This window comes from Catenovulum agarivorans DS-2, assembly GCF_000568405.1.
GTDB lineage: Bacteria > Pseudomonadota > Gammaproteobacteria > Enterobacterales > Alteromonadaceae > Catenovulum > Catenovulum agarivorans_A.
The window spans coordinates 38641-53744 of record NZ_ARZY01000021.1 but is presented as its reverse complement, the minus strand read 5'-3'; the positions used below and the strand labels follow the sequence as shown (position 1 = coordinate 53744).

The window sequence follows — 15104 nt, the reverse complement described above, 5'->3', positions numbered from 1 at the left end:
TTGTGACATCAAAGGAGGTTTTGAAGGTTTGTTTTTAAATAAAGCTATGCCAACCAAAAGTGAGGTCGGCATAGCTGGTTTTAAGTTTATTCGCTTTCGCTTTGTTGGTTGTCGTCTTCAAGCGGCTTTAAAAAAGAACTAAGTGATTTGTTAACCAAAGATGTTTGATAAGTCTCGAGGGCAAATTGCCATTTAGGCTGCATTTGTTGCTTATTGTCGACCATCAATAAGGTTTGTTCCCCTGCTTGATGAATAAACACCTCAATTGATTTATCGTCAACCAAGGTAACAGTCAACTTATTTAAACTTTCTTTGTCTTGCCAAATTTCAGCAGAAAAGTTTTCTACTTTAGCAAAGTTTAAATTGGCGATTGAGCTAATATGAGAACGTGCCACGCCTGCGTAAGTTAGCTCGCGCTCTTCAGGTGTGTCCAATAAAACATATTCTTGAACCTCTTGTTGACCCTCTTGTTCGGTCTCAGTCCTTTCAATCGTCCAATTTAACTCTGGGTCTGAAGCACTAAACGACTGCAAACTTTGGATATCGTCCAACTTAAAGTCAAATAACTTTGTATTGATCCAATCAGAGGCTTGATTTGGCATACTGATATAATCATCCAACAACCATGTCTGGTTTTCTGAAGCTAACCGTGCAAATTGACCACTACTAGCAGGGTTTCCAAACACTAATTCATGCTCATTTCCAGCAAGCGTTAAAATCACTAAGTGACCAGCATTTGCATTTTCCGTTTCACTTTGATCTATCGAATTGGGGTTAACTAAACCTAATAGTTCAAAGTTTTCTGGCTTGGCTGTTTTAGGTTCTATATTTTTCGCGCCAATAACTTGGTTGTACCACTTAGACAATTTACTTGTGTCTATTTGGTAGTTGGCTGAATTGGCCATTAACCAAGTATCATTAGCCTGTTGCGCATCAATAACTAACTTATTTTCAGGTGAATAAATCTTTACACCTGTCAACTGAGTTTTGTTGTCGAGTACACTTTGAATCCAATGCTCGACTTGTGAATTTTGCTCTACTTGTTCTTGTTGCGATACGAATAAAGCAGCAGCCATTGCAATGGCTGCGGTTAGTGACAACAAGGTAATGGTTTTATTTGTCATTATTTACCTCCAAAGGTGAAGCAATTAAGCTAACTTTTTGCGTTTAAATGCTAAGCTGAATAGCCATAACAAGAACGTAAGTAATAATGGAGCCACAATAATATTGGCAAATTTCAATTGTGTGCCCAAGCGCTCAATGTCTTGGTTTAACTGGTGCTGAACATTACGAAGCGCTTTACGAATGGATAACTTTTCTTGAATAAAGTTATTAATTGCAGCTTCTTGCTCAGGTGTAATAACCAGTGCACCGCCCTCACCTTGCTGGTTTTGTAGTTGTGCCAGTTGTGATTCTGTTTCTTGCAAACGTGCTTGCAACTGTTGCTCTTGAGTACGGAATTTAGCTTCAGCGGCGACTTCAATTTCTTTAACCTTAATAAATGGACGAGTAAATTTACCTCTAGCACGGATGCTGATTAAATCATTACTGCCACCTAAGTTTTCCACCGCATTTGCAACTAAGTCGCCGTTATTGGCAAATGCTGAGGCAACAGTTTGTCCAAAAAAGTTGCTTTTTTGCACCCAAAAACGGTCTGCAAGTAAGTCTGTATCCGCAATCACAATGATGTTTGCTTGAGTACTGCGAGACTTGTATCCATTTTGTTGTTTAGATTCGTCATCTTTAAAGCGCGAGTTAACTTCACCAGTTACACGCAATGCTAGTTGATATTGCTCGCCTGTACTTTGGTAATGATTAAATAGCGTTTTGGGATCAGATAATGTGGAGTATACCGCGCTAGAAGTTAACCCTGCGTTCTCACTTGAAGAAAGTAACACTTCGATGGATGCGCTAGCATCTTCTTTAGCGCTCAATACACCAAACGATGCGCCGTTAATACTTTCTAGCTGACTAGTAACAGGATCTGATTTATTGATCATTTGGTTTGGTAAACCCAAGTAAGCTAAATGTTTACCCACACCACCAGATGGCATTCTAATTTCAAGTGCCGACATAGAATCTAACACGATATTGTCGCTCTCAAATTCCAGTCCCCAGGCCGCCAAAAACTCTGATAGAGCAATATTGCTTGAATTAGCTGCCATCATTGGATTCATTTGCTGTTCTGCGTGTGGATCAACAAACGCTAATACACTGCCGTCATTAATAATATACTGGTCGATTGAATATGCTAATTCATCGGATAATTCTGCTGGGTTTATTAGCATCAAAACATCAGTATCCGCTGGTAATGATTCTGCATCAGATGCGACCATTTCAACTTCGTACATTTGTCTTAATTGCTCAAAGAAAACCCAAGGCTGAGGTCTTTGTTGCTGCATCATCATTGGGTTCATTGGTTGTTGCGGTTCACCAGCAATTGGCAAATCAGTAATAATGCTAACTTTTATTGAGTTTGGTTCGATAAGGTTTTGCAATAGTTTACTGATGTCGTATTCAAGAAATTCCTCTTTGTTCGGGTCAAAAAACGCTATAATTTCTTGTGCATCTAAAGCATTGCGACCACCTAAGCCGAAATATAAGTTCTCACCCAAACCACCTACTGGTGCGGCAGTTAAACCAAACTCAGCTGCTTTGTCTTCCTCCTCTGAAAAAGGCTCTGGGTCGATAATATGAAGTTTTAACTTTCCTTTACTATACAGCTCATATTCTTCAAGCAAGTTTTTAACCCGCTCAGCATAACTGCGAATTTGTGTTAACCCTTCTGAGGTTTTGTCCGAAAAGAAAAAGTACAAATGCACAGGCTCATCAATTTTGTCCAAGATGTTCTTAGACCCTTGCGATAAGCTGTAGACTTTATTTTCAGTTAAATCCAAACGATATGGATTTAGATAGGAATTGTTTAATAAAGTAACCGCAACAAATAAAACTAAAATCGCGGTTAAACCGACAGATAAACTCATTTTTTTCATTATTATTTATCCTTTTAGTCCGCTTTTTTGTATTCAACAATTAATAGACATGCTGCTAACCAAGCAAACATGCTCAAGATAAAATAGATTATGTCCGTTAGGCTTAGCACGCCTTTACTAATGGCTTCAAAATGCAACATAAAGCTAAACGACGCGACCATATCTAATACCAAAGTCGGAACAAAACCTTTTAAAGCATTTAAAACAATAGAGGTTCCGCTTAGTACAAAAGCAAAACAAACAACCACGGTTAATATAAATGCAATTATTTGGTTTTTACTTAAAGCGGACATGCAATGGCCAACAGCAAGGAATGCGCCCGCTAACAACCAGCCACCTAAATACGCGGCTAAAATAGTGCCGTTGTCCGGTTGACCTAAATAATTCACCGTAATCCAAAGAGGAAAAGTTAACAGTAAGGCTAAGCCCAATACTAACCAAGACGCTAAAAATTTACCCATAACAGCTTGACCTGTTGTTACCGGTAATGTCATAAGCAGTTCAATAGAGCCTGATTTGCGCTCCTCAGCCCAACTTTTCATTGCGATGGCAGGTACTAAAAACAGGTACAACCAAGGTAAGAAATTAAAGAAAGGTTGCAAGTCTGCTTGGCCGCGTTCATAAAAGTTTCCAAAAAAGAAAGTGAAAACACCACTTAACATCAAGAACATGAATATAAAGACGTATGCAACAGGCGTTGCAAAAAAGCTCGAAAATTCACGTTTAAAAATAACGCCAACCATGTTTATGCTGCCTCCTCTTTAGTTAGACTTCTAAACACATCATCTAATTGACCTACTTCGTTGTACATAGCTTTAATATGCCAGCCTTGAAGATGAACTAAATCCATAATTTGAGGGAATAAACTCTCATAAGATTCGTGGCCGATGACAGATACAGTATGCGAATCGCGTTCAATAATTTCAGTAACACCTGGCGCCAGTTTTAACTGAGAAATATCAGGTTTGTCGCCTTCAAACTCAATGGTTACCGCATTATGGAATTGTGAGCTTTGTTGCAATTCTTTTGGTGTGCCATCAAATACTTTTTTCCCATTTGCAATAATAACTGCTCGGTTACAAACCGCTGTCACTTCCTCAAGAATGTGAGTTGAAATGATCACAATCTTATCTTTAGATAAGTTTTGAATTAACTTGCGAACTTGGTGTTTTTGATTGGGATCTAAGCCATCAGTCGGTTCGTCTAAAATCAAAATAAGTGGGTCATGAATAATGGCTTGAGCTAAGCCAACTCGGCGTTTAAAACCTTTAGATAAGTTTTCAATAGGTCGATTAAGAACTTGTTGTAATTCTACTTTTTCTACAACGTCTTTGATACGTTGATTTTTTTCTTTGCCTTTAAAGCCCCTAACTTGCGCAATAAAATGCAAAAATTGCAACACCGTCATGTCGGCATATGCTGGTGCCCCTTCAGGCAGGTAGCCAATTTTCTTTTTAATATTTATCGGTGCTTTGGCCAGCGATTCCCCATCAATTAAGATTTCACCACTACTAGGCGGCAAAAAACCGGTGATCATCTTCATCGTAGTTGATTTACCCGCGCCATTTGGACCGAGAAATCCGACTATGTCCCCTGGTTTGACTTCCAGCTGTAAGCCATCAACAGCTACAAAGTCACCAAAACGTTTTATTAGACTTTTTATTTGGATCATAAGCGCTTGCTCTCCATTTTTAATTAGAGTTTATTAAACTCAACTTACATATGAACTTGCAAGGCTAATATCAAGGGATCAGTAAATGTTTTTATACTTTATAGGCGGTTAACAGAGATAATGTTAGAAAAAGCAACTAATGAGGCCAATTGTTGCTATAACAATTGGCCGAAGGAAACTAGAGATTAATAGTTAACATTCAGGAATTAAGATTTTTTAAAGATGCTTACTGTATTTCTGCCACCTTCTTTAGATTCGTAAAGCGCGTGGTCTGCAGCATCAATCCATTCATCAACATTTTTAATGTCGTCGTTCAGTTCTGCAATTCCCATACTGACGGTATATTGGAAGCTTGCATCTTGATAATGCACAGTAGAGCTTGCAATGTGCTCTCGTAGCCTGTCGGCAAATACTTTTGCATTTTCGGCAGAGGTATCAACCAACAGCATGGTATATTCTTCACCGCCATATCGACCTGCGATATCGGTTTCACGCATATTCATCACTAACTGGTCAGCTGTATTTTTAATAGCCGCATCACCTGCAGGGTGACCAAACTCATCATTGACCCGTTTAAAGTGATCAATGTCGAACATTAACAAAGAGATTGGACTGCCACTTCTTTGAGCGCGTTTGAACTCTCTTTCCGCACACTCTTGCCAGTACCCTCGGTTATATAACCCTGTTAACCTATCTGTACGCGACAAACGTTTTAGTTCATCGTTAACAGCTTTAAGTTCAATTCTGTTAACGGCTACATCAGTCACATCATAAACAATAATACCGATACGTTCGACAACTCCAACAGATGAATCAAGTGGAATAATGGTGATGTTTTGATACATAAATTCGGCAGAGCCAGTAATCGGACGGTAATTTTTAAACTTAAATAAGTACGGTCGTTGTTCCCAAGTTGTAAAAGCTCGGGTATTTAACTGAAATACACATTCAGCTTTGTGCCTAAACCACTCTTCGTTGATTTCAGGAAAGGTTTCAAATAGGTTCTTCTCTCTCACTTCATATGGGTGTAAGCCACTGTGGCTTTCCATAAAGTTGTTCCATAACTGAATGCGGTACTCTCTATCAAGTACCACTAGACCTACGTCCAAGTTTTGTAGCATCCCCATGTAGGAATGAAATTCTTTAAAGTTGTCAGACGAATTATCAGCCATTAATCTTCCAGTAAGTAGTTAACTTTTCTATTTAAAACTTCAATTGCATCTTCTGCAAATAGCAGCAACAAATCACAATTAATATTATAACCTTCAATTTTGTAGTTTATCTCGATGGCTAGCGTTTTAGTCCACCGATAATTGTTTGCTGCAACTAAATCATTCAAATTGACGTGTTGACCCAACACAACTGGGTGCCCTTGGCTAAAACCAACATCCAATTGTTCACCAATTCCTCTTAAGCATGCTCCAATTAAAATATTGGCAACGTCCATTAACAGCTCTAATTCCAAAGACTTGTCAGCAGCGCCGCCATATTTCAATAAGTCAGAAATATCGTTAAAGCTGGTATCATTAAAAATCAGCAGTGCTTCGCCTGATATGCCATTGCCGATAAACCCTTGGCACACACCAGACACAGTTTCACTGTTTTCAATGCCGCTCAACGCCATTCTTAGTTCATTGACTTCAATCAAATTTACGACAGGAATAGGCAGTATAACTTTTACATCCAACAACCTAGCCAAAAGATCGGCCGCTTGCCCCATGGCAACGTTGCTAATCTCTTGATAGCAGTCTCTCTGATCTTCTGTTATTGATACTTTCGGGGTTTGAGTCACAAATACTTTCTCTGTTTTCTATGTTAAATAACGCCAAAACGTTTTAAGACTTCTAATACTTTATCTTTAGAAGCTGGCTTTTTAATGAATTCCATAGCCCCCAATCCCATCACTTCGGCATGTGCTTCAGGCTGGATGTCTCCAGAGACAACTATCACCATCGCATTTAAATCTTGTTGTTTGATTTGGGCTAATGTGCCAAATCCATCGAGTACAGGCATGGTTAAATCTAAAAATACAATCTCGCCTTTGCCCTCTTTAATAGCTTGGATGGCTTCTTCACCATTACAGGCAAAGCTAATTTCGACATCCCATCCGTCGGGTAAAGCTCGTGCCATCTGTTTTCGAGCAAAACTTGAGTCATCACAAATTAAAACCGGTATCGACATACTGTTTGTTTCTTATGTATTTAGGAAAATTAAATATTTATACATCTAGTTTTGGTCACATTTTGCAATTAAGCAACCTTATTTTTACAACTTTTTGTTCAGGCGGATAAAAACTGCGCAATTTAAGCAAAGCGGTTGATATATTAACCTTATTGAGTATTTTTTATCTGGATTATCTATGGTAGTTTAAAACCTTACCGAAACTGTAAGCCTATAAATTTAGGAAAGTTTTAATGCATCAATTCGAGTTTGACCCAACTTATGGTTATTCTTTAGACCAATTACTTAGGGTCAGTTCTCCTGAAGCACCTGATGATTACGAGTCATTTTGGCGACATAAGTTAAGTGAATCTCTCAGTATTGCGCCACACCCTGAACTTTCGGACACGGGTATAACGCGAGATAATTTGCGTGTATTCGATATAACTTTTCGCTCGACCGACAACGCTAAAGTAAAAGGTTGGTTATGTTTACCAGCATCCGGAGAGATAAAACGTGGTTTTGTTATTGGCCATGGCTATGGCGGCCGCACCGAACCGGATTTCCACCTACCTTTTAACCACGACAGCGCATTATTATTTATTTGTCATAGAGGCTTAAGCCTCAGTCATCACCCTGGGGTATCTTCACAGCCTCACTGGCACGTTTTGCATGATATAGATAAACCCAAACACTATATTTTTAGAGGTTGTGTTGAAGACGTCTGGGTATCTGTCAGCTGCCTGCTAAGGTTATTTCCTCACCTTTCAGGCCACTTGGGTTTGTTGGGCATTAGTTTTTCTGGTGGAATAGGCGCAATGGCGCTCGCCTGGGATTCTCGAATCAAAAAAGCCCATTTTAACGTCCCAAGTTTTGGTAACCACTTGCTCAGACTCGCGCTAAAAACCACAGGTAGTGGTGCTGCGGTCCAAATCTACTGTAAAAAACATCCTGAGGCGGTTTTAACCACATTGTCATACTACGATGCTGCAATAGCAGCTAGATATATCAAGGTGCCGGTACATATTGCGGCAGCAAAATTTGATCCTATGGTCGCCCCACCCGGTCAATTTGCTATATACAATGCGTTGAATCATCAAAAGCAGTTAAATGTATTAACTGCGGGGCATTACGACTACCCAGAGCAGGAACAAGAATCACAAATATTACTCACCGAACTAAGTGAGTTTTTCGCCGACTTATAATTGTTAGGACAAAGGAAGATGAATCGAGAGTACCACAAGTGGTGGAGTAAAAACTTGGACCGAGATATGGAGTTGCTCGTATTTGGTCACTCTGGTGAGAAAGTCTTGGTTTTTCCAACTCGAGGTGGACGCTTCTTTGAGTACGAAGATCTTCGCATGCCCAAACAGCTGGCAGATAAAATAGAACAAGGAAAATTACAGCTATATTGTGTAGATGGTATTGATGGCGAATCATTTTATTGCTTTTGGGCACATCCATCTGGACGCATTCAAAGGTATCTAGCATATGAGCAGTACATACTCAAAGAAGTATTGCCCTTTATGAAAAAGAAGAATAAAAACCCCGTTGTGGTATCGCATGGTTGCAGCTTAGGCGCTTTCCATGCGGCTAATATTGCGTTTCGCCATCCAAATAAATTTAATAAATTAGTCGCATTTAGTGGCAGGTTCGACTTAACTTTAAACGTTGAATATTTTAAAGATTTATTTGATGGTTACTATAGCGAGGACGTTTATTTCAATACACCGACGCACTTTTTACCAAACTTACAATGTAAAAAAATTCTCAAACAACTCAGAGCTATGGATATAACCTTGGTCATAGGTGAAGAAGACCCTTTTTATGATAATAACCGCGCGCTGAGTGATATTTTACGCAAGCAAAACATCGAGCATAAATTATATGTTTGGGGAGAACGGGCACACAGAGGATATTATTGGCGTCGAATGGCTCCATTATATCTGTAAAAATAAATTGGAACTTATACTACACTGTAAAGTTCTTAATCTTTAAGACTCTTTTTATTTAGGGGGCATTCATGTCTGAAGCTATCAATAAGAATTCATCAACCCCGCTCGTCCTTGTAGGCGCCGGCATAGCAATATTAGCTGTCGGTGTCGGATACCTTGCTTTTTCTGGCGACGAGCAAGAAAAACCTCAGCCGGCACCTGTCGTAGTCGAAACGCCAAAACCAACTTACACACCGCCTCCGGTTGTTCAACCAGCAAAACCAGTCGCACCAATCGAGCCTGTAGCTGAAGTATCTCCTCCAGATACTGCAGACATCCCAGAGCCTGAACCCGCGAAGCCGCCCAAACCAGAGCTACCTGATTTGAATATGAGTGATAACTTGGTCCAAACAGATTTGTCACAAGTATATTCAGGTACGCAGGCTTCTAACTTGTTTGTAAACCAAGATTTGATCAGAAAGTTTGTTGTTTTTGTCGACAACGCAGCAAACGGTGATTTGATGCAAAGCCATGCGCCAGTTTCAGCGCCGTCGGACAATATCAAAGTCGTTGCTGGTGAAGACAATACTTATACTTTAGATGCAAGTTCTTTTAAACGTTATGACCCTTATGTCTCGCTATTCAGTATGATAAGCACTGACACATTGCTGGATATGATGAATAAGTACCAACCTCTATTAGATGAAGCTTACCAAGAAATTGGCTACACAGATCAAGGCTTCGTCAATAAACTAATTGATGCAATAGATGTTGCTTTGGCAACCCCTGTAATCGAAAAAGAAATTAAACTGGTTGCTCCTTCAGCCATGTATAAATTTGCAGATCCAGAATTAGAATCATTGTCAGGCATTCAAAAACTGCTTATCCGCATGGGCCCCAAAAATCAGTTAAAAGTACAAGCAAGGTTGGAACAAATTCGCTCTGAACTGATTAAATAAAACTAGGCCGTGTTGAACTTTCGTGTACAATTTTAGTATTGCCAGCTCGTTAGTGCTGGCAAGCTAAACCGCTCACCATGAGCTTTAATGATTACGCGTTGCTGACTAATTTCTTCTAATACTACGCCTGTAACTATTTGTTGTTGCTCCCTAATAATTTTGCCATTGACTTTAACCCAACGCTGCTCAGGTTCAGATGAGTATATGTGCGTTTGGAAATCTAATGCTGGAATACGCGCTTGAAAAGCATCAGGGAAATCAACTAAAGGTTTTACCTTAAACAATGCTGGACTCACTGTATTTGCAGTTGAATCAGCGCTTCCAGCCATCGTTTGCTCTATTGCTGCGTTAAACTTAGCCAAAAGACTCGGATCAATATCCATCTCTTGTAGCTGCTCTGTTTTTATCGGCGCTATTGTTTGTGTATCGTTCGCTTGTTGTGCTACTGGCTGCACGACATCTGTGTCGATTTCAGCTTCAACTTGTGCTCGGTTTTGTTGCGGAGCATTTACTGGCGGCGTCGCTTCAGGTTTAACTTGAGCTTTATCTTTGGTTGTTGTGGTTAAATTAATATCGCCTAATAAAACGGGTTGGCGAACATGATTAATGACAGTTTGCGTCTGACTCTCTATTCGTGGTTGTTCAGGTTTGACTTGCGTCACTGTGGGTAAGCTTTCTGGTTGATTAAACAGCAGTAAGAACGCGCCAAAAATCATCGCAACCAAAATAGCAACCAGCAATAGCAATACTAATCGATTGCTTGATTCACCTGAGGCAGATTCAGCGTAAAGATTTTCAGCAAGATAATTTGGGTCTTGCTGTTGTCGTTTTTGTGCCTCTAAAAGTATCGACATAAAATATTCCTAATAAACTTTAGCAACTTGATTAAGGGTATTTTGCTGAATGAATGTTTGCATCGGCAAGTCTGCTGAGCTCTTAGTTGCTAAACCATTGTTGGTTTGCACAATATTCAACTTGCTTAGTAAAGTTTCGTCAAAAGAATCGAGCAAACGTCTTGGTTTGCCAAGGATAAAACTAAGCTGGTTATCCAACCACTGAATGTGTGCTTGTGGGCTATCAGCCGAAATGCTGGCGACCCTGTCGATAAATGGAGGCTGCCATATGTACAGTGCCTGGCCACGCCACATACTGCTTAATTGCGCGTAATCAACTTTAATTTCAGCGTTATCTACCTGTAAAATAAACGAACTGCTTTGCCAGCCCATATCAGCGCTTTCTACAGCCTTTAAAACAGCATAGCGAATATTTTCTTGGGGCAAATACAACTCGATCACCGCAGGAACATTTAACGCCAGCAGTTGCTCCAAGGGGCCTGTCCAATTAGAACAACTCAATTGATAGTTATGATACTCTGAACACTGCTTTTGTATAAAAGATGTATTATCGATTGCCATTTGCCCGTCTGCAGGCAACTGCCATAGCTTGGCCAAAGTAGAAAACTGAGCATTTAAGCTACCTTGCGTTTGCGCAATTTGCTCAACAATATGACTATATTGCTGTTTCTCGGAAATAACTAGGGGCTCTAGTTCAGGTTCATCTGTAGTACCCACTTTAAAACTTTGCACATTGTAGGTATATGCAGCAGCGGCAATCAACGCAAAAATAACAACAGCAAAATAAATAGAATTGCGTTTTGCCCACACAACAAACGCATTCGAGTCATCTACTTCGTAGTCACCAACTTCTTTAGCAGCGGCCAATACTATTGCTTTATCTACTTGCAATTTATTCGCTGCATATGCGCCCATCAAAGCTCGATCGCACAATAAATTAATAATACGCGGTATGCCTTTGCTAATTTTAAAAATACTGGTGACTGCTGCCTTGGTAAAAATAGGCTTATCACAGCCCGCTACTTTCATACGATGATTGATATAAAATGCAATTTGCGATTCAGTCAGCGGCAATAAGTGATATCTTGCGGTAATTCGTTGAGCTAACTGACGTAACTCTTGGCGCTTTAACAGGGTTTGTAATTCGGGTTGGCCAATTAAAATAACTTGCAGGAGCTTTTTTGTATTGGTTTCCAAATTAGTTAATAAGCGCAACTGCTCTAAAACTTCTGGTTTTAAATGTTGGGCTTCATCAATTATCAATAAACATTTGTTATCTAATTCATGCTGTTGTTGCAAAAAACTTTTAATCGCATCTGTTAACGTTTTTATTGTTGCTGTATCAGGGTTATAGTGAATGTTGAATTCATCACATGTAGTTGCGAGCAACTCCCATTCAGTCAGTGTTGGGTTTAAAATAAATGCAATTTGAGTGTTGTCTGGAATTTGTGACAAAAGACAGCGAGAAACGGTCGTTTTGCCAGTTCCAACTTCGCCAGTCAGCAGTACAAAACCGCCAGTTTCATTTAATCCAAATAATAAGTGAGCAAGAGCCTCTTTGTGGCGTTCGCTCATGTACAAATATTCTGGATTCGGCGCAATTGAAAATGGAATTTCCTTGAGACCAAAAAATCCTTTATACATAATACCCCAAACTGTTTAAATGCAAGACGCGTTATAGTAGTGGGTCGAAGGGAAAATTCCAAGAGGTGTTAATGCAAGTCTATTTAGTTGGTGGCGCAGTAAGAGATAAACTTTTAAATTTAAAAGTAAAAGATAAAGACTGGGTGGTTGTTGGCGCAACCCCAAAACAAATGCTTGATTTAGGTTACCAGCAAGTTGGAAAAGATTTTCCGGTTTTTTTGCACCCTAAAAGCAAACAAGAATACGCATTGGCAAGAACAGAAAGAAAAATTGCTGGCGGTTACACTGGGTTTGAATGCCAATTTGGCACAGATGTCAGTTTGGAACAAGATTTAATCCGCAGAGATTTAACCATTAATGCAATAGCAGAAGATGATAACGGCCAATTAATTGACCCCCACAATGGCCTGGCCGATATCCAAGCCAAATTGTTGCGCCATGTGTCACCAGCTTTTGTTGAAGACCCATTAAGAGTACTGCGAGTTGCACGGTTTGCCGCTAGGTATCATTCTCTTGGTTTCACCATTGCAGCAGAAACCATTGAATTAATGCAGCAAATGGTTAACCACGGCGAGCTTAATCATTTGCAACCCGAGCGAATTTGGCTTGAAACTGAAAAAGCACTGATGACTGGTGCCCCGCAAATCTATTTCAAAATACTCAAACAAGTTGGCGCACTTAAAGTAATTATGCCTGAGTTAGATTGTTTGTGGGGGATCCCAAATCCTGAGAAATGGCATCCAGAAATCGACACGGGTATTCATTGCATGATGGTTGTAGAACAGGCAAGCAAGCTTAGTGAATCAACTGAAGTTAGATTCGCAGCCTTATGTCATGATTTGGGTAAAGGGTTAACCCCACCTGAAATGTGGCCTCGTCACCACGGCCATGAAAAAGCTGGTGTTCAACTCGTTAAAGATGTTTGTAGTAGATTGCGTATCCCTAATCACTTTAGAGATTTAGCCTGCATTACCAGTGAATTTCATTGTCATATCCATAAGGCATACGAGTTAAAATCAACAACCTATCTAAAAATGTTTGATAAAACCGACTTGTGGCGCAAGCCTGAAAGATTCAAACAATTTTTACTTTGTTGTTTAGCCGACTTTAAAGGCAGAAAAGATTTTGAAAATAGAGATTATCCCCAATTTGAGCATGTGAGAAAAATTGCTGACGCGTGTTTGTCGATAAAAGCGCAGCCATTCTTGCAACAGGGCTATAAAGGCTTGCAAATAAAACAAAAAATCTATGATGAGCGCATCAAGGTAATTAAGCAACTCAGCCCAGCTCCAAATTAGCATAAAAACAACCTGACAAAACTTGCCTAAATGCATATACACTGTCTACACTGTAACATTATGTTAACCAAATAAGACAGTTGATATGCCTTGGTCAATCATGCTCGTTGTCGCGTTGATTGTGTTCCTTTTTGTTATAGCAAATTGGTTAGTTTGGCATGTTCGGATTAAACCTTTAAAGCAATTTGAAAAGCTTACCCAAAGCCTATTACAAACACTCAGTCAAGATGATGGTCAGATTTGGATTCTAAATCTTAAAACTCAATACCTATATTATTACCACCCCAATACACTCGAACTAACTGAAATTACCCTATTAGATTGGGATAACCCTCAACATCTACAAACTTGGCTTCATCGCGACGACATAGAAAAAGTTAGAGAGAAATTCAAAGACTTTTTAAACAATCGCAACCAAGCATTTACAGCAGAATTCAGGTTAATGACAGGCAAAGGCTCATTTAGATGGGTCCAGCTAAAAGGCCAATGTTTAGACAATAGCCGCAATGACATTTATATGTACGGATTACTACAGAATATTGAAAACCTAGTCGCGACTAAAAACGAACTAGCACAAAGCCAATCTAAACTAATAGAAACACAATCTGAACTTGATCAAACCTCAGATTTAACCCAAGACGCATTAAGCGAAGTAGCAACCTATCAAGAAGAGTTGCTTGCACACAGACAGATGGTCGACATAGCAGAAAGAGTGCCTGAATTTGCCCATGAAATAAACACACCAATTGGTATATGTGTAACGGCGACCAGTCATATGCAAGAAGCCATGCTTAGCATTAATAATAAGATTTCATCAAACACACTATCGAAAAAAGCCCTAGAAAAATACCAAGATGAAACATCCAACACATTAAAGTTAATGCAGCAAAATATCGAAAGAGCGGCCGATTTAATTCAAAGTTTTAAACAAATAACCGCAGACCAAACCAGTGAACAACAGCGTCATTTCAACTTAAATGTGTTGATTAACGACACGCTCAATACACTACGCCCAAAACTCAAAAACTCACCGCATACAATCGAACTCAACACGTCTGAAACAATCGAAATGTACTCTTACCCGGGTCCATTGAGCCAAATACTGATTAATTTGATTAATAACAGCTTAACCCACGCATTTACAGACCTAGACACGGGAACCATTAAAATATCAACTTTTGATTATACCACGGGCGATCCAAGTGTACTGATAATATACGCCGATAATGGAGTTGGCGTGACGGCTGAGCAACTAGAAAAACTGTTTACCCCCTACTACACCACAAATAGAGAAAATGGTAATACAGGACTTGGTATGGCAATTTGCAAAAACATGGTGGAAAAGCTGGGTGGCGAGATCGTCATTAATTCACAAAAACACAGCGGTTTTGAAGCCTATATCAGGTTACCTATCGAATTAGATAATATTAGCTGATGCTTGATTTAAATAAATGAATCAGTTACTTTAATCGCAATTATCGATTTATATACACCAAGGCGAGTATGTTATTTTTTAACCATTGTTTACATGGACTTCATGATTTGAGTTAGCCTTTGGTGTACCCGAAGGCTAAGATTTGCCTTTCGGAT

At 39.5% G+C, this 15104-nt stretch carries 12 protein-coding genes and 1 pseudogene; 5 read left to right on the top strand and 8 right to left on the bottom strand.

Annotated features, from left to right (window positions below; translation table 11 throughout):
- Positions 1 to 86: 86 nt before the first annotated feature.
- The 6 genes and pseudogenes from DS2_RS11720 to DS2_RS20850 all read right to left on the bottom strand — a co-directional run bounded on the left by DS2_RS11720 (position 87) and on the right by DS2_RS20850 (position 6846).
- Positions 87 to 1124 (bottom strand): DUF4340 domain-containing protein, encoded by a 1038-nt coding sequence (locus tag DS2_RS11720; RefSeq protein ID WP_035014990.1) that lies wholly within the window; start codon positions 1122 to 1124, stop codon positions 87 to 89.
- Positions 1125 to 1148: 24 nt separating this feature from the next.
- Positions 1149 to 2993 (bottom strand): GldG family protein, encoded by a 1845-nt coding sequence (locus DS2_RS11715; RefSeq protein WP_035014989.1) that lies wholly within the window; start codon positions 2991 to 2993, stop codon positions 1149 to 1151.
- A 14-nt stretch (positions 2994 to 3007) separates the two neighbouring features.
- Entirely contained in the window at positions 3008 to 3736 is a 729-nt protein-coding gene (locus tag DS2_RS11710; protein ID WP_035014988.1) for an ABC transporter permease, read from the bottom strand.
- Positions 3737 to 3738: 2 nt separating this feature from the next.
- A complete protein-coding gene (locus tag DS2_RS11705) occupies positions 3739 to 4665 on the bottom strand; it encodes an ABC transporter ATP-binding protein (RefSeq protein WP_035014987.1) in 927 nt (308 codons plus the stop codon).
- A gap of 206 nt (positions 4666 to 4871) precedes the next feature.
- Positions 4872 to 5837: a sensor domain-containing diguanylate cyclase gene (locus DS2_RS11700; protein ID WP_035014986.1), complete on the bottom strand. Its 966-nt coding sequence runs from the start codon at positions 5835 to 5837 to the stop codon at positions 4872 to 4874.
- Positions 5837 to 6846, bottom strand: a pseudogene (locus tag DS2_RS20850) (response regulator). Before DS2_RS20850 ends, DS2_RS11700 begins: the two are co-directional and overlap by 1 nt.
- A gap of 233 nt (positions 6847 to 7079) precedes the next feature.
- On the opposite strand from DS2_RS20850, the gene DS2_RS11685 reads away from it, so the two are divergent.
- The 3 genes from DS2_RS11685 (at position 7080) to DS2_RS11675 (ending at position 9718) form a co-directional block, all read left to right on the top strand.
- Positions 7080 to 8030 (top strand): acetylxylan esterase, encoded by a 951-nt coding sequence (locus DS2_RS11685; RefSeq protein ID WP_035014983.1) that lies wholly within the window; start codon positions 7080 to 7082, stop codon positions 8028 to 8030.
- Between the two features lie 18 nt (positions 8031 to 8048).
- Positions 8049 to 8777 carry an esterase family protein gene (locus DS2_RS11680; RefSeq protein WP_035014982.1) on the top strand — a complete coding sequence of 243 codons (729 nt, stop codon included), beginning with the start codon at positions 8049 to 8051 and terminating at the stop codon, positions 8775 to 8777.
- A gap of 71 nt (positions 8778 to 8848) precedes the next feature.
- Positions 8849 to 9718: a DUF3014 domain-containing protein gene (locus tag DS2_RS11675; RefSeq protein WP_051479825.1), complete on the top strand. Its 870-nt coding sequence runs from the start codon at positions 8849 to 8851 to the stop codon at positions 9716 to 9718.
- A 32-nt stretch (positions 9719 to 9750) separates the two neighbouring features.
- Here the strand turns inward: DS2_RS11675 and DS2_RS11670 are convergent, their stop codons facing one another.
- Both DS2_RS11670 and DS2_RS11665 read right to left on the bottom strand, forming a co-directional pair.
- Positions 9751 to 10572 carry a general secretion pathway protein GspB gene (locus DS2_RS11670; protein ID WP_035014980.1) on the bottom strand — a complete coding sequence of 274 codons (822 nt, stop codon included), beginning with the start codon at positions 10570 to 10572 and terminating at the stop codon, positions 9751 to 9753.
- A gap of 9 nt (positions 10573 to 10581) precedes the next feature.
- Complete coding sequence (locus tag DS2_RS11665) at positions 10582 to 12216, bottom strand: ExeA family protein (protein WP_035014979.1); 1635 nt, start codon at positions 12214 to 12216, stop codon at positions 10582 to 10584.
- 71 nt (positions 12217 to 12287) lie between these two features.
- On the opposite strand from DS2_RS11665, the gene DS2_RS11660 reads away from it, so the two are divergent.
- Together DS2_RS11660 and DS2_RS11655 are read left to right on the top strand one after the other, a co-directional pair.
- Complete coding sequence (locus DS2_RS11660) at positions 12288 to 13514, top strand: multifunctional CCA addition/repair protein (protein WP_035014978.1); 1227 nt, start codon at positions 12288 to 12290, stop codon at positions 13512 to 13514.
- A gap of 85 nt (positions 13515 to 13599) precedes the next feature.
- Positions 13600 to 14949 (top strand): sensor histidine kinase, encoded by a 1350-nt coding sequence (locus DS2_RS11655; protein ID WP_035014977.1) that lies wholly within the window; start codon positions 13600 to 13602, stop codon positions 14947 to 14949.
- Positions 14950 to 15104: the final 155 nt, after the last annotated feature.

Excerpts from the sequence above, each read along its gene's own strand:
- DS2_RS11720 (WP_035014990.1), bottom strand. The coding sequence starts at position 1,124 with ATGACAAATAAAACCATTACCTTGTTGTCACTAACCGCAGCCATTGCA.
- DS2_RS11715 (WP_035014989.1), bottom strand. The coding sequence starts at position 2,993 with ATGAAAAAAATGAGTTTATCTGTCGGTTTAACCGCGATTTTAGTTTTA.
- DS2_RS11710 (WP_035014988.1), bottom strand. The coding sequence starts at position 3,736 with ATGGTTGGCGTTATTTTTAAACGTGAATTTTCGAGCTTTTTTGCAACG.
- DS2_RS11705 (WP_035014987.1), bottom strand. The coding sequence starts at position 4,665 with ATGATCCAAATAAAAAGTCTAATAAAACGTTTTGGTGACTTTGTAGCT.
- DS2_RS11700 (WP_035014986.1), bottom strand. The coding sequence starts at position 5,837 with ATGGCTGATAATTCGTCTGACAACTTTAAAGAATTTCATTCCTACATG.
- DS2_RS11685 (WP_035014983.1), top strand. The coding sequence starts at position 7,080 with ATGCATCAATTCGAGTTTGACCCAACTTATGGTTATTCTTTAGACCAA.
- DS2_RS11680 (WP_035014982.1), top strand. The coding sequence starts at position 8,049 with ATGAATCGAGAGTACCACAAGTGGTGGAGTAAAAACTTGGACCGAGAT.
- DS2_RS11675 (WP_051479825.1), top strand. The coding sequence starts at position 8,849 with ATGTCTGAAGCTATCAATAAGAATTCATCAACCCCGCTCGTCCTTGTA.
- DS2_RS11670 (WP_035014980.1), bottom strand. The coding sequence starts at position 10,572 with ATGTCGATACTTTTAGAGGCACAAAAACGACAACAGCAAGACCCAAAT.
- DS2_RS11665 (WP_035014979.1), bottom strand. The coding sequence starts at position 12,216 with ATGTATAAAGGATTTTTTGGTCTCAAGGAAATTCCATTTTCAATTGCG.
- DS2_RS11660 (WP_035014978.1), top strand. The coding sequence starts at position 12,288 with ATGCAAGTCTATTTAGTTGGTGGCGCAGTAAGAGATAAACTTTTAAAT.
- DS2_RS11655 (WP_035014977.1), top strand. The coding sequence starts at position 13,600 with ATGCCTTGGTCAATCATGCTCGTTGTCGCGTTGATTGTGTTCCTTTTT.